The organism is Pseudomonas sp. D8002 (assembly GCF_013385695.1).
GTDB lineage: Bacteria > Pseudomonadota > Gammaproteobacteria > Pseudomonadales > Pseudomonadaceae > Aquipseudomonas.
The window spans coordinates 92,285-112,838 of the sequence record NZ_JACAPM010000033.1 but is presented as its reverse complement, the minus strand read 5'-3'; the positions used below and the strand labels follow the sequence as shown (position 1 = coordinate 112,838).

General features: G+C 61.9%; 21 protein-coding genes. 14 read left to right on the top strand and 7 right to left on the bottom strand.

What is annotated here, in order from left to right; all coding sequences use genetic code 11:
• The first annotated feature begins 152 nt into the window (after positions 1-152).
• The 6 genes from fmdA to HX807_RS20195 are packed head-to-tail and all read left to right on the top strand — an operon-like array spanning position 153 to position 5,743.
• Positions 153-1,382 carry a formamidase gene (fmdA, locus tag HX807_RS20220; RefSeq protein WP_003218608.1) on the top strand — a complete coding sequence of 410 codons (1,230 nt, stop codon included), beginning with the start codon at positions 153-155 and terminating at the stop codon, positions 1,380-1,382.
• Between the two features lie 2 nt (positions 1,383-1,384).
• Positions 1,385-1,732: a zinc ribbon domain-containing protein gene (locus tag HX807_RS20215; RefSeq protein ID WP_008432727.1), complete on the top strand. Its 348-nt coding sequence runs from the start codon at positions 1,385-1,387 to the stop codon at positions 1,730-1,732.
• A gap of 15 nt (positions 1,733-1,747) precedes the next feature.
• Positions 1,748-2,791: an aliphatic amidase gene (locus tag HX807_RS20210; protein ID WP_003218599.1), complete on the top strand. Its 1,044-nt coding sequence runs from the start codon at positions 1,748-1,750 to the stop codon at positions 2,789-2,791.
• Between the two features lie 3 nt (positions 2,792-2,794).
• The gene (locus HX807_RS20205; RefSeq protein ID WP_177050831.1) at positions 2,795-3,751 is read left to right on the top strand and encodes an AAA family ATPase; all 957 of its coding nucleotides are present in this window, start codon (positions 2,795-2,797) and stop codon (positions 3,749-3,751) included.
• A 50-nt stretch (positions 3,752-3,801) separates the two neighbouring features.
• A complete protein-coding gene (locus HX807_RS20200; RefSeq protein ID WP_177050830.1) occupies positions 3,802-4,365 on the top strand; it encodes a DUF2239 family protein in 564 nt (187 codons plus the stop codon).
• A 22-nt stretch (positions 4,366-4,387) separates the two neighbouring features.
• Complete coding sequence (locus tag HX807_RS20195) at positions 4,388-5,743, top strand: MATE family efflux transporter (RefSeq protein WP_003218590.1); 1,356 nt, start codon at positions 4,388-4,390, stop codon at positions 5,741-5,743.
• A gap of 124 nt (positions 5,744-5,867) precedes the next feature.
• On the opposite strand, the gene HX807_RS20190 is transcribed toward HX807_RS20195, so the two are convergent.
• The 3 genes from HX807_RS20190 to HX807_RS20180 form a co-directional block, all read right to left on the bottom strand.
• Complete coding sequence (locus tag HX807_RS20190; protein ID WP_008432732.1) at positions 5,868-6,329, bottom strand: DUF4440 domain-containing protein; 462 nt, start codon at positions 6,327-6,329, stop codon at positions 5,868-5,870.
• Between the two features lie 72 nt (positions 6,330-6,401).
• Positions 6,402-7,373 (bottom strand): GlxA family transcriptional regulator, encoded by a 972-nt coding sequence (locus HX807_RS20185; RefSeq protein WP_008432734.1) that lies wholly within the window; start codon positions 7,371-7,373, stop codon positions 6,402-6,404.
• A 165-nt stretch (positions 7,374-7,538) separates the two neighbouring features.
• Positions 7,539-8,318: a helix-turn-helix domain-containing protein gene (locus HX807_RS20180; RefSeq protein WP_177050828.1), complete on the bottom strand. Its 780-nt coding sequence runs from the start codon at positions 8,316-8,318 to the stop codon at positions 7,539-7,541.
• Between the two features lie 115 nt (positions 8,319-8,433).
• On the opposite strand from HX807_RS20180, the gene HX807_RS20175 reads away from it, so the two are divergent.
• Complete coding sequence (locus tag HX807_RS20175; RefSeq protein ID WP_177020140.1) at positions 8,434-9,318, top strand: EamA family transporter; 885 nt, start codon at positions 8,434-8,436, stop codon at positions 9,316-9,318.
• On the opposite strand, the gene HX807_RS20170 is transcribed toward HX807_RS20175, so the two are convergent.
• Positions 9,296-9,853: a GNAT family N-acetyltransferase gene (locus HX807_RS20170; protein ID WP_008432737.1), complete on the bottom strand. Its 558-nt coding sequence runs from the start codon at positions 9,851-9,853 to the stop codon at positions 9,296-9,298. The genes HX807_RS20175 and HX807_RS20170 overlap by 23 nt on opposite strands.
• Positions 9,854-10,000: 147 nt before the next feature.
• Between HX807_RS20170 and HX807_RS20165 the strand changes: the two genes are divergently transcribed.
• The 6 genes from HX807_RS20165 (at position 10,001) to HX807_RS20140 (ending at position 16,745) form a co-directional block, all read left to right on the top strand.
• A complete protein-coding gene (locus HX807_RS20165) occupies positions 10,001-10,501 on the top strand; it encodes a sigma-70 family RNA polymerase sigma factor (RefSeq protein WP_003219490.1) in 501 nt (166 codons plus the stop codon).
• 32 nt (positions 10,502-10,533) lie between these two features.
• Positions 10,534-11,508: a FecR family protein gene (locus HX807_RS20160; RefSeq protein WP_177050834.1), complete on the top strand. Its 975-nt coding sequence runs from the start codon at positions 10,534-10,536 to the stop codon at positions 11,506-11,508.
• A 96-nt stretch (positions 11,509-11,604) separates the two neighbouring features.
• Positions 11,605-14,010 (top strand): TonB-dependent receptor, encoded by a 2,406-nt coding sequence (locus HX807_RS20155; protein ID WP_177050826.1) that lies wholly within the window; start codon positions 11,605-11,607, stop codon positions 14,008-14,010.
• Positions 14,011-14,232: 222 nt separating this feature from the next.
• Positions 14,233-15,204 carry a type III secretion protein gene (locus tag HX807_RS20150; protein ID WP_177050823.1) on the top strand — a complete coding sequence of 324 codons (972 nt, stop codon included), beginning with the start codon at positions 14,233-14,235 and terminating at the stop codon, positions 15,202-15,204.
• Between the two features lie 84 nt (positions 15,205-15,288).
• Positions 15,289-15,633 (top strand): hypothetical protein, encoded by a 345-nt coding sequence (locus HX807_RS20145; RefSeq protein ID WP_238544218.1) that lies wholly within the window; start codon positions 15,289-15,291, stop codon positions 15,631-15,633.
• 497 nt (positions 15,634-16,130) lie between these two features.
• The gene (locus HX807_RS20140) at positions 16,131-16,745 is read left to right on the top strand and encodes a hypothetical protein (RefSeq protein ID WP_008432744.1); all 615 of its coding nucleotides are present in this window, start codon (positions 16,131-16,133) and stop codon (positions 16,743-16,745) included.
• 46 nt (positions 16,746-16,791) lie between these two features.
• On the opposite strand, the gene HX807_RS20135 is transcribed toward HX807_RS20140, so the two are convergent.
• Positions 16,792-17,943 carry an MFS transporter gene (locus HX807_RS20135; RefSeq protein ID WP_008432746.1) on the bottom strand — a complete coding sequence of 384 codons (1,152 nt, stop codon included), beginning with the start codon at positions 17,941-17,943 and terminating at the stop codon, positions 16,792-16,794.
• A gap of 278 nt (positions 17,944-18,221) precedes the next feature.
• On the bottom strand, positions 18,222-18,467 hold the full coding sequence (locus HX807_RS20130) for a hypothetical protein (RefSeq protein WP_008432748.1): 246 nt from the start codon (positions 18,465-18,467) through the stop codon (positions 18,222-18,224).
• Positions 18,468-18,559: 92 nt separating this feature from the next.
• Here HX807_RS20130 and HX807_RS20125 point away from each other — a divergent pair, with 92 nt between their 5' ends.
• Positions 18,560-19,381 (top strand): helix-turn-helix domain-containing protein, encoded by an 822-nt coding sequence (locus HX807_RS20125; protein ID WP_032899034.1) that lies wholly within the window; start codon positions 18,560-18,562, stop codon positions 19,379-19,381.
• Here the strand turns inward: HX807_RS20125 and HX807_RS20120 are convergent.
• On the bottom strand, positions 19,323-20,543 hold the full coding sequence (locus HX807_RS20120; RefSeq protein WP_003219513.1) for a sugar MFS transporter: 1,221 nt from the start codon (positions 20,541-20,543) through the stop codon (positions 19,323-19,325). The genes HX807_RS20125 and HX807_RS20120 overlap by 59 nt on opposite strands.
• Between the last annotated feature and the right edge of the window lie 11 nt (positions 20,544-20,554).

The following is a 20,554-nucleotide window of genomic DNA, read 5'->3' as shown; positions in this document are numbered from 1 at the left end:
GCTGTAAGAGCGGAACCGATATCAGCCATCACCCAAAAAACGGATATGCCCCCCAACCCCAAAGACGCATACGTCATCCAACGTATTCCCCGCCCAACCCCATCCCCGTGAGACTGCTCCCGACAGCCAACCCACCCTCCGGGAGCACCTCGATGACCGACACCCTGATCAAAGTCGACCTCAACCAACCCGTCACCGAAAACGAACAGATCCACAACCGTTGGCACCCGGACATCCCGATGGCTTGCTGGGTCAAACCCGGCGATGACTTCATCCTCGAAACCTACGACTGGACCGCCGGCGCCATCAAGAACAACGACGACGCCAGCGACGTGCGCGACGTCGACCTCTCCACCGTACATTACCTCTCCGGCCCGGTGGGCGTACACGGCGCCGAACCCGGCGACTTGCTGGTGGTCGACCTGCTCGACATCGGCGCCAAGGCCGACTCCCAGTGGGGCTTCAACGGGTTCTTCTCGCGCCAGAACGGCGGCGGCTTTCTCACCGATCACTTCCCCAGCGCGCAAAAAGCCATCTGGGATTTCAAGGGCATGTTCACCAGCTCCCGGCACATCCCGGGCGTCAATTTTGCGGGCCTGATCCACCCCGGCCTGATCGGCTGCCTGCCCGACCCGGTGATGCTCGCCGACTGGAATCGTCGCGAGCAGGAGCTGATCGACACCAACCCAACCCGCGTCCCACCCCTGGCCAACGCCCCGCTGGCCGCCACCGCGCACATGGGCAAACTCAAGGGCTCGGCCCGTGATGATGCCGCCGCCACCGGTGCCCGCACCGTGCCGCCCCGTGAGCATGGCGGCAACTGCGATATCAAGGATTTGTCCCGCGGCTCGAAGATCTATTTCCCGGTGTACGTCAACGGCGCCGGCCTGTCGGTGGGCGACTTGCACTTCAGCCAGGGCGACGGCGAAATCACCTTTTGCGGCGCCATCGAAATGGCCGGCTGGGTGCACATGAAGGTCGAGCTGATCAAGGGCGGCATGGCCAAATACGGGATCAAGAACCCGGTGTTCAAGCCAAGCCCGATCACCCCGAACTACAAGAACTACCTGATCTTCGAAGGCATCTCCGTCGACGAACAGGGCCAGCAGCATTACCTGGACGTCAATGTCGCTTACCGCCAGGCCTGCCTGAATGCGATCAACTACCTGACCAAGTTCGGCTACTCACCGGCCCAGGGTTATGCGTTGCTCGGCTCGGCGCCGGTGCAGGGGCATATCAGCGGCGTGGTGGACATCCCCAACGCCTGCGCGACGTTGTGGCTGCCGACTGAAATCTTCGAGTTCGACATCAACCCCAATGCCAGCGGCCCGACCCAATTCCTCGACGGCAGCATCGACCTGCCCATCGCTCCGGACCTGTAGCCATGCCGACCTACGAATATGCCTGTGAGTCCTGCGGCACCTTCACGATGCTGCGGCCCATGGCCCAGCGTCACGAACCCAGCCAATGCCCGTATTGCGACGGCCCGGGCGGGCAGTTGCTGCTGTCGGCGCCGGCGCTGACCACGCTGTCGGCCAATCAGCGCAAGGCCATAGCCGGTAACGAGCGCAGCGCCCATGCGCCGCAAACCGTCGGCGAATATCAGGCAGCGCGCAAGCACCCGGCGGGCTGCAGTTGCTGTGGCACCAGCAAGCCGGTGGTGCCGAGCAAGGCCAACCCGCTGGGGCTCAAGACCAGGACCGGGCCACGGCCCTGGATGATCAGTCACTGACCGAGGAGATTTGCAATGCGCCATGGCGACATTTCCAGCAGCCCGGACACGGTCGGCGTTGCTGTCGTGAACTACAAGATGCCGCGCCTGCACAGCAAGGCCGAGGTCATCGATAACGCGAAGAAGATTGCCGAGATTATTGTCGGCATGAAGCAGGGTTTGCCCGGCATGGACCTGGTGGTGTTCCCCGAATACAGCACCATGGGGATCATGTACGACCACGACGAGATGATGGCGACCGCTGCGAGTATTCCCGGCGAGGAGACGGCGATTTTCTCCGCGGCCTGTCGCCAGGCCAATACCTGGGGCGTGTTTTCCCTGACCGGTGAACGCCACGAGGAGCACCCGCACAAGGCGCCGTACAACACGCTGGTGCTGATCAATAACCTCGGCGAGATCGTCCAGCGTTATCGCAAGTGCATTCCGTGGTGCCCGATCGAGGGCTGGTACCCGGGCGATCGCACCTACGTGTGCGACGGGCCCAAGGGCATGAAGGTCAGCCTGATCATCTGCGACGACGGCAACTACCCGGAGATCTGGCGTGACTGTGCGATGAAAGGCGCCGAGCTGATCGTGCGCTGCCAGGGCTATATGTACCCGGCCAAGGAGCAGCAGGTGCAGATGTCCAAGAGCATGGCCTGGGCCAATAACTGCTACGTGGCGGTGGCGAATGCGGCGGGGTTCGACGGGGTGTATTCGTACTTCGGGCACTCGGCGATCATCGGCTTCGATGGCCGTACCCTGGGCGAGTGCGGCGAGGAAGAAATGGGCATTCAGTACGCCCAACTGTCGGTGTCGCAGATCCGCGATGCGCGGGCCAACGACCAGTCGCAGAACCATCTGTTCAAGTTGCTGCACCGTGGCTACACCGGCATGCATGCCTCGGGCGATGGGGACAAGGGCGTGGCGGATTGCCCATTCGAGTTCTATCGCACCTGGGTGCTGGACGCGCAAAAGGCCCAAGAGAATGTCGAGGCCTTCACCCGTAGCACCGTCGGTGTCGCCGAATGCCCGGTGGGGCAGTTGCCCCATGGTGGTAAAGAAAAAACGGCGGGTTGAGGCATGCGGTTTACTTTTGAACCGGCCCAGGTCATGGCCTTGCTGCGCAGCCGTATCGTTGGCCAGGAAGCAGCCCTGGCCCAAATGGAAGGGTTGCTCAAGGTGGTCAAGGCCGATATCGGTGAGCGTGAGCGGCCGTTGAGCGTCAACCTGTTCATGGGGCCTACCGGGGTCGGCAAGACGGAAATCGTCCGGCTGCTGGCGCAGGCGTTGCACGGGCGTGCCGACGGGTTCTGCCGTATCGACATGCACACCCTGGCCCAGGAGCATTATGCCGCCGCACTCACCGGTGCACCGCCGGGTTATGTCGGCAGCAAGGAGGGCATCAGCCTGTTCAACAGCGAACTGATCCAGGGTAGCTACAGCCGCCCTGGTATCGTGCTGTTCGACGAGTTGGAGAAAGCCAGCCAGGAGGTGGTGCGCAGCCTGCTGGGCATCCTTGAAAACGGCCAGCTGACGCTGGCGGGCGGCGCTCGTACGCTGGACTTTCGCAACAGCCTGATCTTCATGACCAGCAATATCGGCGCCCAGCAGGCGCGTCGGCACCGGCAACGCTTTGCCCCGTTGCGCTGGTGGGGGCGCGGTGAAGCGGGGGTGTTGGAGGACGCCTTGCACCGCCACTTCGAGCCGGAATTTCTCAATCGCATCGATCGTATCCTGATGTTCGAGCCCATCGACCATCAGTGGCTTGAGGCGCTGCTCAAGGTGGAACTCGGCAAACTCAATCAACGCCTGGCGGCGCAGCACCGATCATTGGTGCTGGATGAATCGGCACGCGCCTGGTTGTGCCGCGACCATGACGTACGGTTCGGCGCCCGCGCCTTGGGCCGCCGATTGCGGGTGGAGCTGGAGCCGGCGATTGCCGAATGCGTATTGCGCGACCCGGGTGTGGGCCCCATGGGCGCGACTGTCGACAGTGATCGTTTGGTGGTTTCGCAACAAGCGGCTTGCATCCAATAAATTTCAGACTAATATAACCCGGGTAAAACAAAATAATCCGGGTAAAAGTCATGAGCGCATCACAGTGCACCGCCTTCCTTGGCCACCAACGCGTGGCTGCCGGCTCTTATGCCGACGTCGCCAAAAACCTGAAAAGCCTCGACCTGGCGACGGGCAGCTTGCTGGTGTTTGATGACGCCAGCGGTGTTCAAGTCGACTATCCCTGGCCCGCCGGTTACGCACCGCAGCAACCGACCGTCGCGGTGACGGAGGCCGACGTGCCGGCGTCACCTACTGTAGGCCGTCCGAAGCTGGGGGTGGTCGCCCGTGAAGTGACCTTGCTGCCACGGCATTGGGAGTGGCTGGGGCAACAGCGCGGCGGCGCCTCGGCGGCCTTGCGCCGGCTGGTGGATGAAGCGCGCAACGCCCATGCCGAGCACGATGAGCGACGCCAGGCCAAGGAATCCAGCTATCGTTTCATGAGCGCCCTGGGCGGCGACCTGCCGGGTTTCGAAGAGGCCTCGCGGGCGTTGTTTGCCCAGGACGGCGCCGACTTTTCCAACAAGATTGCGCACTGGCCGGTGGATGTGAAGTTGTACCTGGCCTGGTTGTCACGCAACGCTTTCCCTGCCTAATTGCATTGAGATCCGAACCTTCATGGAAGTCACCCAGCAACGACCGTTGTGGCAGATCTACCTGATCTTTCTGGCACCCATGGTGCTGTCCAATTTCCTCCAGAGCTTTTCCGGCACGCTGAACGGGATCTATGTCGGGCAGATGCTCGGCACCCAGGCGTTGGCGGCGGTGTCGGGGATGTTCCCCATCGTGTTTTTCTTTATCGCCCTGGTGATCGGCCTGGGGGCGGGTGCTTCGGTGCTGATCGGCCAGGCGTGGGGCGCGCAGGAAACCTCGATGGTCAAGTCGATCACCGGCGCCACCCTGACCCTCGGCGCCCTGATCGGGGTGATCGCGGCGGTGCTGGGCAGCGTGTTTGCGCGCCCGGCAATGCAGGCCCTGGGCACACCGGTGGATGTGCTGGATGACGCGGTGGGTTATGCGCAGATGATGATGTTGATCATGCCGCTGTTGCTGGTGTTCATCCTGTTCACCCAACTGCTGCGGGGCGTGAGTGACACGGTGTCGCCCTTATTGGCGCTGATGGTGTCGACCACCGTGGGCCTGGTGCTGACCCCTGCGCTGATCAAGGGCTGGCTGGGCCTGCCGCCGATGGGTATCCAGAGCGCGGTGGTGGCGGGGTTGGTGGGGAATGCCCTGGCGATGACGTTCCTGGTGCTGCGCCTGCGCCATAAAAACCACGTGATGGCGCCGGATCGCCAGTTGATGGCGGCGCTGCGGCTGGATCGGGTGATCCTGGGCAAGGTCCTGCGTATCGGGTTGCCCACTGGGTTGCAGATGGTGGTGCTGTCGTTGTCGGAGCTGGTGATTCTGGCGCTGGTCAACAGCCATGGTTCCCAGGCGACGGCGGCGTATGGGGCGGTGACGCAGATCGTCAACTATGTGCAGTTTCCGGCGTTGTCGATTGCGATCACGGCGTCGATTCTGGGGGCGCAGGCGATCGGGGCGGGGCGCCTGGAGCGGATCGGGCCGATCCTGCGTACGGGGATTTTGATCAACCTGTGCCTGACGGGTGGGTTGATAGTGCTGGGGTATGTGTTGTCGCACTGGCTGTTGGGGTTGTTCATTACCGACGTGGATGCGCGGGTCAAGGCCGAGCACCTGCTGCATATCATGCTCTGGAGCATCCTGGTGTTCGGTTTCCAGGCCGTGGTGGGCGGGATCATGCGGGCCAGCGGGGTGGTGCTGGTGCCGGTGGGGATCTCGATCGTTTGCGTGTTGGGGGTGGAGTTGCCGGTGGCGTATCTGCTGAATGCGCGGTTTGGGCTGGAAGGGGTGTGGATGGCGTTTCCGGTGACGTATCTGGCGATGTTGGGGTTGCAGACGGCGTATTACCGGTTGGTTTGGCGGCATAAGCAGATCAAGCGGTTGGTGTGAGTGTGTGGGGTGGCGCGGGTACCTATTCGTCATATAGGTACCGGCCATCCAGGACTATCAGATTGATGACGCAACGCTAAGACGCGTAAGCGTTTGCGCCAAGGTCTCGTTTTCGGACATCGGCTTATTTGAAGTTGGTATCGGCGATCGGCATGATGCTCGCTACACGCCAGCCATCCTTGCCCATGACCAGCGTCTGGCTGATCAGGAAGGTGCTGTCGGTAGGTGTTTCACCGGCGTGGCTACGGGTGAAGGTGATCGGCACCATCAGTTGCGCAACGTTATCGGCCACCAGCACCACGCTGAAGTGGCTCATGTCGGGCTTAAGTTGCCAGGCGCCCTGGTAGTACACCTTGAGCTTGCTGACCACCGCATCCGGCCCCCAGTTTTCGCCACCTCGGGCGTACCAGAGCATTTTTGGCGAGTCCCAGAGCATTGCCTTGATCTGGGTGAGGTCGTGGGCGTTTTGAGCGGCGACAAACCGGGTGAAGAAGGCGCGAGCGTCATCCTCTTTGGCTGCGGCGAAGCTTGTGGTGGCGCTAAGCAGGCTGAGCAAGGCGCCGAAGGCCAGGGCATAAGGTTTCATGGAGTTCCTCGGGAATCGGGTTGAGTGACCTGAGGTTTAGCCTAGGCTCGGGCAGGGCGAAGCAAAGGCCATTTAACCCTCGTTTCTGGACATTCCCGATGCCGCCGTTTCCGACCGGCTTCTTGCCGTGCGCCGCATCACCTGCGGCGGTTTGCCGAATTCGCGGATAAATGCCCTTCGCATGCGTTCGCTGTCGCCAAAGCCGGTCTGGCGGGCAATGCCTTCGATAGGATGACGGCCGTCCTGGATCAGCACCAAGGCTGTTTCGATCCGCAGCTTTTCAATGGCTTTGGCTGGGGATACGCCGGTCTGTGCTCGAAACGCCCTGCTGAATTGGCGCAGGCTTAAATGGGCTGCTTCGGCCAGTTCGTCGAGGCTCAGGCTGCGATGCAGGTTATTGCGCGCATAGGCTATGGCAGTCTGGATACGGTCGGTCTTCTGTTCCATGTCCAGCAGTGCCGAGGACTGTGGCTGCCCCCCGGCACGGCGGTTTTGCAGGATGAAGGTTTTCGATACCGCCCGCGCTACCGTCGCGCCAAGATCGGCTTCGACCATCGCCAGGGCTTGGTCGATGCCAGCGGTCATGCCGGCGCTTGTCCATAGCGAACCGTCGACGATAAACAAACGCTCCTCTTCCAGCCGCACCTTGGGGTAGCGTTTGCGGAATTCTGCCGCGAAAAACCAGTGGGTGGTCGCTCGCATACCGTCAAGCAAACCGGCTTGGGCCAGGAAGAAGGTTCCGGAGCAGGTGGCGGCCAGGCGTCGGCTATTTCTGGCAGCCTGACGCAGGTAATCCAGCAAGCCGGGCGTGAATTCGCGGTCATTGCCGCCACCGATGATCACCGTGTCGAATGCAGTCTTGCCGAAGGCTTCAGTCTGCACCACCACGCCGAGTGAACTGCGTACCGGCCCGCCGTGCTCCGAGATCAGACGTACGTCGTAATGGGTTTTACCCAATGCATTATTGGCACTCTCGAAAACTGACAGTGCAGAGAAACTCATGACGCCGAAACCGGAAAAGGTGATGAAACCAATGCGTTGCATGAGGCGCTCCAAAACCGTCTGATCTGTCAATCAAGGTGACAGACAGATTACCTGAAGCGGATTTTTTCCCGTAGTACCGCGTCGGTAAAGTCATTGACGCCGTTACCGCAGCAACGGGTAAATACCCCGGACCAATCCATCCACAAATCCCCCCACCGGTCTCAATCAGCGTCGCAACTCGTTGCTGAAATAACGACTCGGCACCTCACCCAACACACGCTTGAACACCGTCGCAAACGCACTCGGGCTGCTATACCCCAAATCCAGCGCCACCCTGGTCACCGGTTCCCCATTGCCCAGCCGCACAATCCCCGCCAGCAGGCAGGCTTGCTGGCGCCACTGCAGGTAACTGATACCCGTGGCTTGACGAAACTGCCGGGTAAACGTCCGGCGGCTCATCCCCGCGCCGAAGGCCATGGCATCAATGCTGACCTCCAACGAAGGCCCAGCCAGAAACTCTTCGCAGGCCTTCGCCAATCGAGGCTCGGCCGGCAACGGCGCACACAGCGGCAGCACCGGCATCCGGGCGATCTCGTGCAGCAGCAAGCCCATCAAATAGCTGTCGCGGCCACCCATCGCGTAACGCGCAGGTACCTCGACGGCCTTCTCCAGCAACTGCCCAAGCAGCGGCGACACATCCAGCACCTGGCACTGTTGCGGCAACTCCAGCCGCCGCGCCGCCTGCGGGCGAATGTAGGTGTTGAGCATCGTCACCGGCCCGCGCATCAGCATGGCGTGGGACACATGCGGCGGCACCCAGATCGCGCGGCGGGGCGGCACCACCCAGTTACCGATGGCACTGTAGACGGTAATGACACCCTGGCTGGCATAGGCCAACTGGCCTCGCGGGTGCGCGTGGGCGGGGAACAGCTCGCCGTCGGCATAGTCGATGGCGGTCACGACCACGTCGCGCGGGGTGTTTTCGTAGGGATGAATATCGGGCATGGCCTGATTCTAGCCTTTGTTGACCCACAATCGCAGGCGGGCCATCGCGGTTTACGAAAAAATCTATCTGATGCACGGCCTCCTGTCGTGCCACCGAGTCAATGGACCCGTCACGATGAAGCAAAAACACCTGTTACTGGCCGTCCTGGTGACGGCTGTGTGGGGACTCAATTTCCCCATTACCAAACTCGGCCTGGCCGAGATCAACCCGCTGTTGCTGACGGCCCTGCGGTTCACCCTGGCGGCGTTGCCCTGGGTGTTCCTGGTGCGCCGGCCCCAGGTCGCGGTGAAGTGGCTGGCGGCCTATGGCTTGATATTCGGGGTGGCGATGTGGGCCTTGATCAACCTCGGGATCGCCATGGGCGTACCCCCTGGCAGTGCCTCGCTGCTGATCCAGTTCAGCGCATTCTTCACCCTGGGCTGGGGCGTGCTGCTGTTTCGGGAAAGCCTTTCCCTGGCGCAATTGATCAGTGTGCTGCTGGCGGCCATGGGGTTGGCAGGCATGCTGCTGGGCGTGGTGGGGACGGCCACGCTGCTGGGGTTTGCCCTGGTGCTGTTCAGTGCCCTGGCCTGGAGCATCGGCAATATCATCATCAAGGTTTCCCGGGTGCGGGAGATCTTTGGGTTCGTGGTCTGGGCCAGCCTGTTTGCGCCGTTGCCGCTGGTGCTGTTGACGTGGCTGCTGGATGGCTCGCAAGCCTTTATCGCTTTGCCTGCTCAACTGAACGGCGTGGCGTTGTTCTCGCTGGCGTTCCAGGTGTATGGCGCGACGCACTTCTGTTACTGGGGCTGGAACCTGCTGTTGCGCGAGTACCCGGTTTCCCGGGTGGCGCCCCTGTCACTGCTGATCCCGGTGTTCGGCATCGTCAGCTCAATGCTGATCCTGGGTGAGCGCCCCGGGGTTTCGCAGTGGCAGGCCATGGGCTTGATCCTCTTGGCCCTGATCGTCGGCCTGAAGAAGGGGCGCCCGTTGTGGGTCAGGCAGGACGGTCACGCTTGAGCAGGCCATACAGCGCGCTGTCCGAGATCTCGTCGCCGACCACCCAGCGCTCGCGCAGCAAGCCTTCGCGGACGAAACCCAGGCGCTCAAGCAGCTTTGCGGAGCCCAGGTTGCGTGGGTCAATGTCGGCTTCAAGGCGGCGCAGCCCGGCGGTGTTGAACCCATGGTCGATCACGGCGCGGGCGGCTTCGCTCATGTAGCCCTTGCCCCAATGCTGGCGGCCCAGGGTAAAGCCGATTTCAGCGCGGCGGCATTGCTCGTCGACATTGAACAGGTCGCAACTGCCGATCACCTCGCCGGTGGCCAGCAACTCCACCATGCACACCAGGTCTTCACCGGCAATCGATGCCTCCATCAGTTGGCCGAAGCGTTCAACGGCTTGCTCGGCGCGGGTCATGGTGGGAAAGGAAAAGTAGCGCATGGCCTCGGGGTCGGACCAAATGGCAAACAGCGCGCGCCAGTCATCCTGATGGGGAGGGCGCAGGCCCAGGCGTTCGGTGGTGAGAAGTACGGGGGCGAAAAAGGGCAGGGTCATAAGGTGCTCGTCCGTGAAAGTCACGGGCGAATGCTGCCGGGATTGGGCGGGTTGTACAAGGGTCGAGGAAAGAGGACGACGGCAAGCAATTGCTCCACTTAATAGGAAGCATTACTATTCACACCCCGCCTCCCCAGTGCTTCCTTGATGACTCCTCAGCCGCCCCGCAGAACAGGCTTTTTCGAGCACTACGAAGAGTTGATCGGGACCTGGACGCGCCGCCTGAGAAACCGTCAGCAGGCCGAAGACCTGGCCCACGACACTTTTGTGCGGGTGCTTGAATCCAGCGCCACCAAGGTTGAGCAACCTCGAGCCTATCTGCATCAAACGGCGCGCAATATCGCCGTTGACGCCTATCGCCGCGAGGACCGGCGGGAGGCGATGGCCCTGGAAGCCTTTGATCAGAGTTCGCCCCACAGTGGCGACCCGGAGCATTTCATGCACGCGATCCAGCTGGCGGATTCCATCGAGCGAGCCCTGGCCGAGCTGCCGCTCAATTGCCGCAAGATTTTCATCTGGCAGAAAATCGAGGGCCTGACCCAGCAGGAAATCGCCGAACGCCTGGGCCTGTCTAAAAACATGGTGGAAAAGTATATGATCCGCACCCTGCGGCATCTACGTGACCGCCTGGATGCGATGGCACCATGACCAATGCCCGCTTTGAAACAGGATCTTCCATGATGGATACCCGTGAGTGTGCCTGCGGCAGCGCGACGGTCCGCGACGAGGCGGCGCAATGGTTTGTGCGTGTGCAGGACAGCCCATTGAGCGCAGAAGAACGCGAGCGTTTTGATGCCTGGCGTGCAGAGCATGCCGAGCACCAGTACGAATTTGATGTGCTGCAAGGCTTGTGGAGTGCCACCGATCTGGTGCCCAAGGCGCGCTTGCAGGCGTTGTGCGATGCCCCGCAACCGCGTGCGAAGCGCCGGCCCGTGCTGCGTTATGCAGTGGCTGCAAGTGTGCTGGCGGTGGCCCTGGGCCTGGGGTTGTTCAGTGGCCAGGATCATCCGGCGACGTATAACGCCGAGTTCCGCACTGCATTGGGGGAGCACCGGCAGGTGGCGTTGCCCGACGGCTCGCTGATGGACTTGAACAGCCGCAGCGTGGTGGCCGTGCACTATGTAAAAGGCCAGCGCGGCATCGAGCTCAAGCAGGGCGAGGCCATGTTCAGCGTCGAGCACGACACCAGCCGGCCCTTCGTGGTGGACGCCGGGGCAGGGCAGGTGACGGTCACCGGTACGCGTTTCGACGTGCGCCGCGATGACGACCAGACCCGCGTGGTGGTCGAGGCCGGTACGGTCAAAGTGCAAGGGCGCTCATCCGATGACATCGTGATGCTCACGGCCGGTCGGGGCACCCATGTGGATACCCGGGGCCAGGTGGCGGCTGCCTACGCCGTCAACCCTGAAGAGCTCACGGCCTGGCGCACCGGCAAGCTGGTGTTCAACAACGCCACCCTCGGCGAAGTGGCTCGGGAGGTCTCACGTTACCGCGAGCAACCTTTGCGGGTCAGCGCGCCCGCGGTGAGCAACCTGCGCTTGACCAGCGTGTTCAAATCCACCGACACCGACGCCTTGCTCAAGGCCTTGCCGCACATTCTTCCGGTGGCCTTGCGCACCTTGCCGGACGGTAGCCAGGAAATAATTTCGCGATAGATTCAGGTTTTTTTCGAGTTCTTCGTCTTCTTGTGCAACTGCAACTGGTTTGCATTAACAGCCGCACTCTCTTGCGATCACAGGACTACGTTCGACGTGAAAAAACTCGCCATGAAAAACAATAAATCATCCCGCTGGGCACCCCTCGCCCTGGCGCTGGCCGTCAGCGCCGCACTGCCGGCGGCCTATGCTGACGATGGCATTCATATCCAGGCCCAGTCCCTGGGTTCGGCCTTGAGCCAATTGGGTCAGCAGACGTCGCTGCAAGTGTTCTTCAGCCCCGACATGGTGGCCGGCAAACAAGCCCCGGCCGTCGACGGCAACCTGTCGCCCGAACAAGCGCTGCGCCAGTTGCTGCAGGGCAGCGGCCTGGATTACCAGATCGATGCGGGCTCCGTGACCCTGCGCCCGCTGGGCAAGGGCACCGGCGAAGCCGGTTCGCCGCTGGAGTTGGGTGCCACCGACATCAAGGTGGTTGGCGACTGGCTCGGCGACGCGAATGCCGAAGTGGTGCAGAACCACCCGGGGGCGCGCACCGTGGTGCGCCGTGAAGCCATGGTGGAGCAGGGCGCGATGAACGTCGGTGACGTGCTGCGGCGCATTCCCGGGGTGCAGGTACAGGAGGCCAACGGCACCGGTGGCAGTGATATTTCCCTCAACGTCGGGGTACGCGGCCTGACCTCGCGTCTGTCGCCACGCTCCACGGTATTGATCGACGGCGTACCGGCAGCGTTTGCACCCTACGGCCAGCCGCAGTTGTCGATGGCGCCGATTTCCTCCGGCAACCTCGACAGCATCGACGTGGTGCGTGGCGCAGGCTCCGTACGTTATGGACCACAGAACGTCGGCGGCGTGATCAACTTCGTCACCCGGGCCATCCCGGAAAAATTCTCCGGCGAAGTCGGCACCACCCTGGAAACCGCGGCCCACGGCGGCTGGAAACACATTGAAAACGCCTTCATCGGCGGCACCGCCGACAACGGTATCGGTGCTGCGTTGCTGTATTCCGGGACCAAGGGCGATGGTTACCGCGACCGCAACAACTCCAACGACATCGACGACGTGATCTTCAAGACCCATTGGGCGCCGACCGATCAAGACGATTTCTCGCTGAATTTCCACTACTACGACGCCAGCGCCGACATGCCCGGCGGCCTGACCCAGAAGCAGTACGACGCCAACCCGTATCAATCGGTACGTGACTGGGACAACTTCAATGGCCGGCGCAAGGATATGTCCTTCAAGTACATCCGGCAGATCGACGACCGCACCCAGGCTGAAGTGCTGACCTACTACTCCGACAGTTTCCGCGGCAGCAACATCGCCAACCGCGACCTGAAGACCCTGGGTTCCTACCCGCGCACCTACTACACCTTCGGCATCGAGCCGCGTGTGTCCCATGTATTTGACCTGGGGCCGAGCACCCAGGAAGTCAGCGTCGGTTATCGCTACCTCAAGGAAGGCATGCACGAGCAGGCCACCAGCCTGGCGCTGGTCAACAACGTGCCGACGCCCGTGGGCCAGAGTGACGGCCACGTGTACCAGGACCGTACCGGTGGCACCGAGGCCAACTCGTTCTATATCGACAACAAGATTGATATCGGCAAATGGACCGTCACCCCGGGCATTCGCTTTGAGCAGATCCGCACCGAATGGCACGACCGTCCGGTGGTAGGCCTCAATGGCGCCACGGTTCAGGAGAAACGTCGCGAGATCCACAACAACGAACCGCTGCCGGCCTTGAGCGTGATGTACCACGTCTCCGATGCCTGGAAGCTGTTTGCCAACTACGAAACCTCCTTCGGCAGCCTGCAATACTTCCAGCTGGGCCAGGGCGGTAACGGCGACCAGACCGCGAACGGCCTGAACCCGGAAAAAGCCAAGACCTACGAAATCGGTACCCGCTACAACGACAACGTCTGGGGCGGCGAAGTGACGTTGTTCTACATCGACTTCTCGGACGAGTTGCAATACGTCAGCAACGATGTGGGCTGGACCAACCTCGGCGCTACCAAGCACGAGGGCATCGAAGCGTCGGCCCATTACGACCTGTCGAACCTCGACCCGCGCCTGGACGGCCTGACCGCCAACGCCGGCTTCACCTACACCAGGGCCACCTCCGAAGGCGACGTTGCCTTCAAGGGCCGCGACTTGCCGCTGTACTCCCGTGAAGTGGCCACCCTGGGGCTGCGTTACGACATGAACCACTGGACCCACAACCTGGACGTCTATGCCCAGTCCGGCCAGCGTGCGCCGGGCACCGGTACCACCTACATCACCCAGCCGACTGCTGATGGCCAGTACGGGGATATTCCCGGCTACGTCTCGGTCAACGTGCGCAGCGGTTATGACTTCGGTGCGCAACTGTCGAACCTGAAGCTGGGCGTCGGGGTAAAAAACGTGTTCAACCAGGAACACTACACCCGCTCCAGCGACAACAACTCCGGGATCTACCTGGGTGAACCGCGCACGTTCTTCGTGCAGGCCAGCGTCGGCTTCTGATGCGTGCCTGATCCCAGGTATCGACAGTGACGAGGGGGCGCAAGCCCCCTCGCCATAGCCCTTCTTCCTACTCTTTTTCTAACGATTTTCTGCGTCCGCAGGAACTGAATCCGACAGGTCTACCACACAAGGAGGTGCCCACTTTCCATGGGATACCTTGTATCGCCGAGGTGTCTTTGAGCCGGGAGTGAATCGTGTCAATACGCCGAACTGGAGATGCCTATGTCGGTAACCTTATCCAACTCAACTGTTGCCAACCCCTCTGATAACGCCGCGCAGCCGCATACTGATGCCGCCACATCGACGCAGTCACGCTCACGCTCCGGGCAGGGGGCGATCCACATCAGCTTCAACGTGCCACAGAATGGAGTCGGCCCGGTGTATTCGAATGGGCCGACGACCCAGAGCACGATGGATCCCCATGGTGCCGCCAACAACTCATTCCGGGCGTCCTATGCAAACTCGTTCCTGGGCGGGCTGATCGGACAGCTTCAGGACATTCTGCACAAGCTGTTCAATCCGTTCCGGCCTCACCCCGGTTATGGTCGTCCTGACCCTTCCATTCCACTCAGGCCTCTTCCCGGACACTGCCGTCCGACCCCCTGCAAGCCTGACCCGGGATACGGTCGCCCGGACCCACACTTTTCGAGGCAAACCCCCGATCAACTGGGGAACCTCCTCAAGAACAAATTTGATGCGTTCACGGTGCCGGGCCAGCCCTTCATCACAAAACAAAGCCTGGAGGAGATGGCGGGCAGACGGTTGACCAACGACCAGGACCGTAATGAGAACATTCTGTTGGCCCGGGAACTGCTGCGACGCCCAGACGTAATACAAGCCTTTGACCGAGCCGGCAGGACCGGTGATCTGGATGGTCGAATCTCCCGGCGGGACCTCAACGCCGTGCTCGACTCCGGCAACGCCTTGAAGTACAAGACCGACCAACAGCTCGCCGAACAGATGTTGAAGGACTTCGACGCCCTGAAGGGTATCTGGAGCCGCTCCATCAGTATCAAAGATTTGAAAAAATTGGCCGCATCGTCGTCGAGCGACCCAAAGCAACAGCGGCTCATCGAGTTGGCCAAGGAAGTCACTCAGCGCTCAAGCCTGTTAACGCTGATGGACTCTCTTGACCGGTATGACGGCAAGATCGGCAGAGCCGCCCTGCGCCACCTCTCTCTGAACCTGTTTTAGCTCGATCACGCCGCGACCCTCTCGCGGCGTGATGACCTGCCTTGCTCAATCCGCTGCTTTCAAACTCTCAGCCAGGGCTCAGACATGGCTACACCTTCGTGTGGATCGCAAAATCCTGGCTATCAGCCAGCCTGTCTTGCGCCGACGGGCAGCGATACCCTGCAACCGCCCCCCGTTGCCGCACCGGGCAAACGGTGCGAAGAGGGCGCCGAAGCCCGGCGAGTGAAGAACTTCACCGGGCAGCACACATTCCAGGCCCCGGCGGCTGACGACTTCATCAAAGGCATGTTGCCGCACGGGCAGTTGCCTGCCTCCCACGCGCCTGGGTTACGCCCGTTGCGCGCGGTGATGGGCGCTATGGTCGCAGCGATCAAAGACCTTTGGCAGGAGACAAAACCGACCTCGCCAGGGTCTCGAAAAGCCGACTGATTCTTCGGTTTTTACATGTTGTCATTGGAACGCTGCTCTATCTCGGAACCATTGCCACCGGCACACCACACACCTTTGGCCTGTTTTCACCTGAGCGATACGGCGATTGCCGGGATGATGACCAGGTCAATGTGGAACCGGAAAATGGTGGAGATGAATCATGACAATCAACGGCGGGTCGGTCTGCCAGCACCTCGGTGCTACACCCTGTATTGCCCCGGCACTGGACGGCGGTACACGGGCAATTCACGCCGCTTCAAGTGAACCCGGTGAGGCTGCGCGAAAGCACAGCCATCAATCCGGCGGGGCGCCTGTCCGCTCATCAGGCTATCGGCCTCCTTTGCGGGGGGAGAGTCACTGCAGGAGTCTGCTGCAACACCTGGGGCTTCAGAACGAAGTGGCCAGCCGCCTCCGCGGGCCCAATCCCTACATTCGTTTGCCGGACAGCGATTTGGTGAGCGCGGCGAACGCCCAATTTGCCATGCTGAAAAAACTCCATGAGAACTGACGGACTGAAGCTGTCTTCACTGCAACGAATCGCCAGTAAAAAGCTCGGTGCCAGCCGAGAGGCCGACAGCGCTATCCTGCTTGCCAAGGCGATCATCCAGCGTCCGCGCCTGATCGATGCGATCCTCGACCAGGACGGCTACATCACCCGCGAAAGCCTGGCACAGGCCGAGAACGTCGTGTTCGGCAACAGCGATCCCAGTGCCTTCAGCCCGGACCCTTTCCACACAAAAAACAATGCCGATCTCGTCCGTCTGTTCAAGGAAATGTTCACCGAGTTACGGGACCGGTCGCGGGACCGCATGGGGTTTTTCGAGCAGATCTGCTACGTCAATATCGAGGTGCTGGCGATGATGAGCAAAGACCCGGATGAGCTCGACAGCCATGGCCAAGTTGTACTGGACCCGGCCACGGGGCTACCGAAGAAGAAATACGACGAACAGCAGGTGTATATGGCGAAAAACCTTGTGGACCGGCCGGGCTTGTTGCGGTCGCTGGAAAACACCGCCGACAGCGGTCGGCGAATTTTCGGCAGTCATCACCAGGCGGGCTGGCTCAGCAACAAAACCCTTGATCGCTGGCTGGAACTCCAGAAAGCCAAATGACCCCGGGTTGACGCCTCAATGTACGAGGCGTGATGGGGCTGGGTGGTCAGACCCGCAGTATTTTCCCGCTGATCGCCACACCGATCAGCAGTACGGCAATCAGCACAAAGGCAGTGCTCAAGCTGCTGCCATGGGCGATGAAGCCGATCACCGCAGGGCCGGCGAGAATGCCGGTGTAGCCCAGGGTGGTGATGGCGGGCACCGCAATGTGTTCCGGCATGACGGTCTGCTTGCCGACGGCGGTGTACAGCACCGGTACGATGTTCGAACACCCGGCACCGACCAGAGCATACCCCAGCAGGGCGGTTTCCCACGCAGGTAATAGCGTCGCCAACAGCATGCCGCCGGCGGCGAGCGCGCCACCGAATACAATCACCCGGGTTGCGCCCAGGCGGCGAACTATCCTGTCGCCGGTAAGGCGCCCGACGGTCATGGTCAAGGCAAAGGCTGCGTAGCCAAGGCCCGCATAGGCTTCGTCAAGGCCGCGCTCGGCGCTCAGGAACACCGCGCTCCAGTCCAGCACGGCGCCTTCGGCAAGAAACACGATGCAGCACAGGCAGCCGATAAACAGCACCACGCCGTGGGGCACGGCAAAGGCCGGCCCGGAGCTTTCACTGCCGTAAGGCAGCAGGTGTGGCCCGGCCTTGAGCAAGGCCACTACGATGACGACGATCACGGCGAGGGTGGCCTGCAACGGCGACCAGCCCAACCCCAGCAGCCCGCTGACACCTGCCGCCCCGACGATCCCGCCCAGGCTGAACAGCCCGTGGAAGCCCGACATCATGGTCTTGCCGCTGGCTCGTTCGACCATCACCGCTTGCAGGTTGACCGTGGAGTCCACCGTGCCCAGGCCGGCACCAAACACAAACAGCGCGGCCATCAGCAACGGAATCGAGGTGACGGTGGCCAGCATCGGCAGGCCCAGGCAGATCAGGAGGGTGCCGCCGGTGGCCACTCGCCGGATACCGTAGCGCGACGCCAGGGCCCCGGCGACCGGCATCGCGATCATCGAGCCCACCCCCAGGCACAACAGCAAAAGGCCGAGGGTGCCCTCATTGAGTTGGGCGCGGGCCTTGGCATAAGGCACCAGTGGTGCCCAGGCGGCGATGCCGAAGCCGGCGATGAAAAACGCGATGCGGGTCGACATTTGTTCCAGCCGCCCGGGTACCACGGGCGCTGGGGTGCTGATGGCGGTCATGAAAAATCCTTGGTTTTGCGTTCAACGAACGATGTGCAGCGCAACATCCTTGCACATCAGGCCGTATCGAGCGAGCCGGGTTCCCTTGGCATGCCTGAACACAGGGCCAAACATTTTTTCCAGGATCATGGAACGCGACGGGCCTTTCCAACCACTATCAGTTCGTAGGACAAGTAACAACTTGAGGTGCGAGGTGGCCTGGAAGGTGCGTAATCCCCGCGAGAACTGGTGAACCCCGGGCTTCCAGCGACGGATTACCACCTTCCAGGCCGATCCTCCTACTTCAGCAGCCGCGCCAGTTTGCCATCCCGCACCTGCAACACTTCAAACAGGCCCAGGGCCTGCAGGGCGGGGAGGGCTTGCAGGATGTCCTGTTCGGCCAGCAAGCGCTGCTCGTCCGGGGTGGCCGGATCGCACCAGGTTCTGGCGTTGGCGAGGAATGCGCCCACCGTGCCCTTGCGCACGGTCACGCCATTGAATTGGCCTTGGTCGAGATGGTCGGGAAGCACGTCTTCTGCACGCATGGCGGAGCCCTCAATGAATGAATCCGCAGTCTGGGCGTGCGCAAATGGCTACACTGCCTTATCCAGGTCATTCAATACGGTAAAGCTGCCATATGCCGTCAACACTCGTTTCAGCCCAGCTCGCCAATGCGACCGGCGGTCCGTTGCTGGTGGCGACGTTGCGCAGCAGTCCGGTAGCACGCACCACGGCCCTTCATCAGCATGCCCGCGGGCAATTGCTCGGAGCCCAGCGCGGGTTGTTGTCGGTGCAGGCGGCGCACCAGCATTGGGTAGTACCGGCCACCCATGCGGTGTGGATTGCCCCCGATTGTTCCCACGCCTTGCGTTCCCACGGGCCGTTTGATGGCTGGAGTGTGTATGTCGAACCCCAGGCATGTGCAGGGCTGCCCCGACAGACGTGCGTTATCGCCACGTCGGCCTTGTTGCTGGAAGCCGTCAGGCGCGCGGCAACCTGGAGCCAGCTGCTGCTCGAGCCGCCACAGTCACGGATCGCCCAGGTGATCCTTGATGAAATCGCCGGGTTGCCCCAGGAACCATTCGGCTTGCCGCTGCCCCGGGACCCGCGCCTGTTGCGCATCGCCCAGGCGCTGGCCGACAGTCCCGACGACAACCGCCTGCTGGAACACTGGGCGCAGTGGGCCGGTGTCTCGCCGCGTACCCTGGCCCGGCGGTTTATTGCCGAGACCGGGTTCACCTTCAGCCAGTGGCGCCAGCGCGCGCGATTGTTGCGCGCCCTGGAGTTGCTGGCGGCGCATGCACCCGTGACCCGGGTTGCGCTGGACCTGGGTTATGAAAACGTCAGTGCCTTTATTGCGATGTTCCGGCGTACGTTCGGGACGACGCCGGGGCGGTACTTCACGGATGGCGCAAGCGACTACGGGCATACACCGCCACAATCACGAAACACCCCATAGGCAACAGGTAAGCCAGCGCCACTGTGCTGTTGTCCGCCACCTTGCCCATCAAGTAGGGCATCAGGGCGCCGCCGACGATCGCCATGATCATGAACGAACTGCCGCGCTTGGTGTGCGGCCCGAGGTTCTTCACGCCCATGGCGAACAGCGTCGGGAACATGATCGACATGAAGAAGAACACCGCGATCAGCGCGATCACCGAGATACCTTCCAGGCCGATCACCACCAGGCCGCACAACGCGATATTGATCAGTGCATAAATCAGCAGCAGCTTCTGCGCGCTGACCCGGCCCATCAGCCAGGTACTGAAAAAGCGCCCGAACATGAAGGCCAGCATTGCGATCGACAGCAGATAGGCGGCTTGCTGATTGCCCATCTGTGCCCAATGCTCGGTGACGTAGTTGATGAAAAATGCGCCGACTCCGACCTGGGCCGCCACATAGAAAAACTGCGTGATCACCCCACCGACAAACTCCCGGTGCTGCCACAGACCTTTGCCGGCCGTCGGTTGCAGTGCCTGTTCCTGGGCGCGCAAATCCGGCAGCGGCGTGCGGGCGATCAGCAGCGCCACCAGCAGTACCAGAACCGCGATCACCACGTAGGTGGTCTGCAACGAACTCATGTCCGAGGCCGGTGTGCTGCCGGCGCTGAAGAACATCGCGCCGCCAATCAGCGGGCCGAAGAACTGGCCAAGGCCATTGAATGATTGCGCCAGGTTCAACCGCCGCTCGGCGCCCTGGGGTTCCCCAAGCACCGTGGCATAGGGGTTGGCAGCGGTCTCCAGGCAGCCCAGGCCGCAGGCGATGACAAACAGCGCGAACAGGAAAAACGGAAAGCTCGCCGCTGCCGCCGCCGGCATGAACAGCAGCGCGCCCGCCGCATACAGGCACAGGCCCAGCAGGATCCCGGCCTTGTAGCCGTGGCGGTCCATCAACAACCCGGCCGGCAAGGCGATCAGGAAGTACGCGCCGAAATAGGCGCTTTGCAACAGCCCGGACTGGGCCTTGCTGACGTGCAGGACTTCCTGGAAGTGCTTGTTCAGTACGTCGAGCAAACCGTAGGACAAGCCCCAGAGGAAAAACAGACTGGTCACCAGCATCAGCGCCCAGCGATAGGTCGGCACGGCACGGGTGCCTGGCAGGTGTGTATCTTTGCTTAACATGACGCTTCTCC

Excerpts from the sequence above, each read along its gene's own strand:
- HX807_RS20185 (WP_008432734.1), bottom strand. The coding sequence starts at position 7,373 with ATGCAACGCATTGGTTTCATCACCTTTTCCGGTTTCGGCGTCATGAGT.
- HX807_RS20200 (WP_177050830.1), top strand. The coding sequence starts at position 3,802 with ATGAGCGCATCACAGTGCACCGCCTTCCTTGGCCACCAACGCGTGGCT.
- HX807_RS20125 (WP_032899034.1), top strand. The coding sequence starts at position 18,560 with ATGCCGTCAACACTCGTTTCAGCCCAGCTCGCCAATGCGACCGGCGGT.
- HX807_RS20160 (WP_177050834.1), top strand. The coding sequence starts at position 10,534 with ATGGATACCCGTGAGTGTGCCTGCGGCAGCGCGACGGTCCGCGACGAG.
- HX807_RS20195 (WP_003218590.1), top strand. The coding sequence starts at position 4,388 with ATGGAAGTCACCCAGCAACGACCGTTGTGGCAGATCTACCTGATCTTT.
- HX807_RS20215 (WP_008432727.1), top strand. The coding sequence starts at position 1,385 with ATGCCGACCTACGAATATGCCTGTGAGTCCTGCGGCACCTTCACGATG.
- HX807_RS20180 (WP_177050828.1), bottom strand. The coding sequence starts at position 8,318 with ATGCCCGATATTCATCCCTACGAAAACACCCCGCGCGACGTGGTCGTG.
- HX807_RS20205 (WP_177050831.1), top strand. The coding sequence starts at position 2,795 with ATGCGGTTTACTTTTGAACCGGCCCAGGTCATGGCCTTGCTGCGCAGC.
- HX807_RS20145 (WP_238544218.1), top strand. The coding sequence starts at position 15,289 with ATGGCTACACCTTCGTGTGGATCGCAAAATCCTGGCTATCAGCCAGCC.
- HX807_RS20190 (WP_008432732.1), bottom strand. The coding sequence starts at position 6,329 with ATGAAACCTTATGCCCTGGCCTTCGGCGCCTTGCTCAGCCTGCTTAGC.
- fmdA (WP_003218608.1), top strand. The coding sequence starts at position 153 with ATGACCGACACCCTGATCAAAGTCGACCTCAACCAACCCGTCACCGAA.
- HX807_RS20140 (WP_008432744.1), top strand. The coding sequence starts at position 16,131 with ATGAGAACTGACGGACTGAAGCTGTCTTCACTGCAACGAATCGCCAGT.
- HX807_RS20150 (WP_177050823.1), top strand. The coding sequence starts at position 14,233 with ATGTCGGTAACCTTATCCAACTCAACTGTTGCCAACCCCTCTGATAAC.
- HX807_RS20165 (WP_003219490.1), top strand. The coding sequence starts at position 10,001 with ATGACTCCTCAGCCGCCCCGCAGAACAGGCTTTTTCGAGCACTACGAA.
- HX807_RS20120 (WP_003219513.1), bottom strand. The coding sequence starts at position 20,543 with ATGTTAAGCAAAGATACACACCTGCCAGGCACCCGTGCCGTGCCGACC.
- HX807_RS20130 (WP_008432748.1), bottom strand. The coding sequence starts at position 18,467 with ATGCGTGCAGAAGACGTGCTTCCCGACCATCTCGACCAAGGCCAATTC.
- HX807_RS20210 (WP_003218599.1), top strand. The coding sequence starts at position 1,748 with ATGCGCCATGGCGACATTTCCAGCAGCCCGGACACGGTCGGCGTTGCT.
- HX807_RS20170 (WP_008432737.1), bottom strand. The coding sequence starts at position 9,853 with ATGACCCTGCCCTTTTTCGCCCCCGTACTTCTCACCACCGAACGCCTG.
- HX807_RS20135 (WP_008432746.1), bottom strand. The coding sequence starts at position 17,943 with ATGACCGCCATCAGCACCCCAGCGCCCGTGGTACCCGGGCGGCTGGAA.
- HX807_RS20175 (WP_177020140.1), top strand. The coding sequence starts at position 8,434 with ATGAAGCAAAAACACCTGTTACTGGCCGTCCTGGTGACGGCTGTGTGG.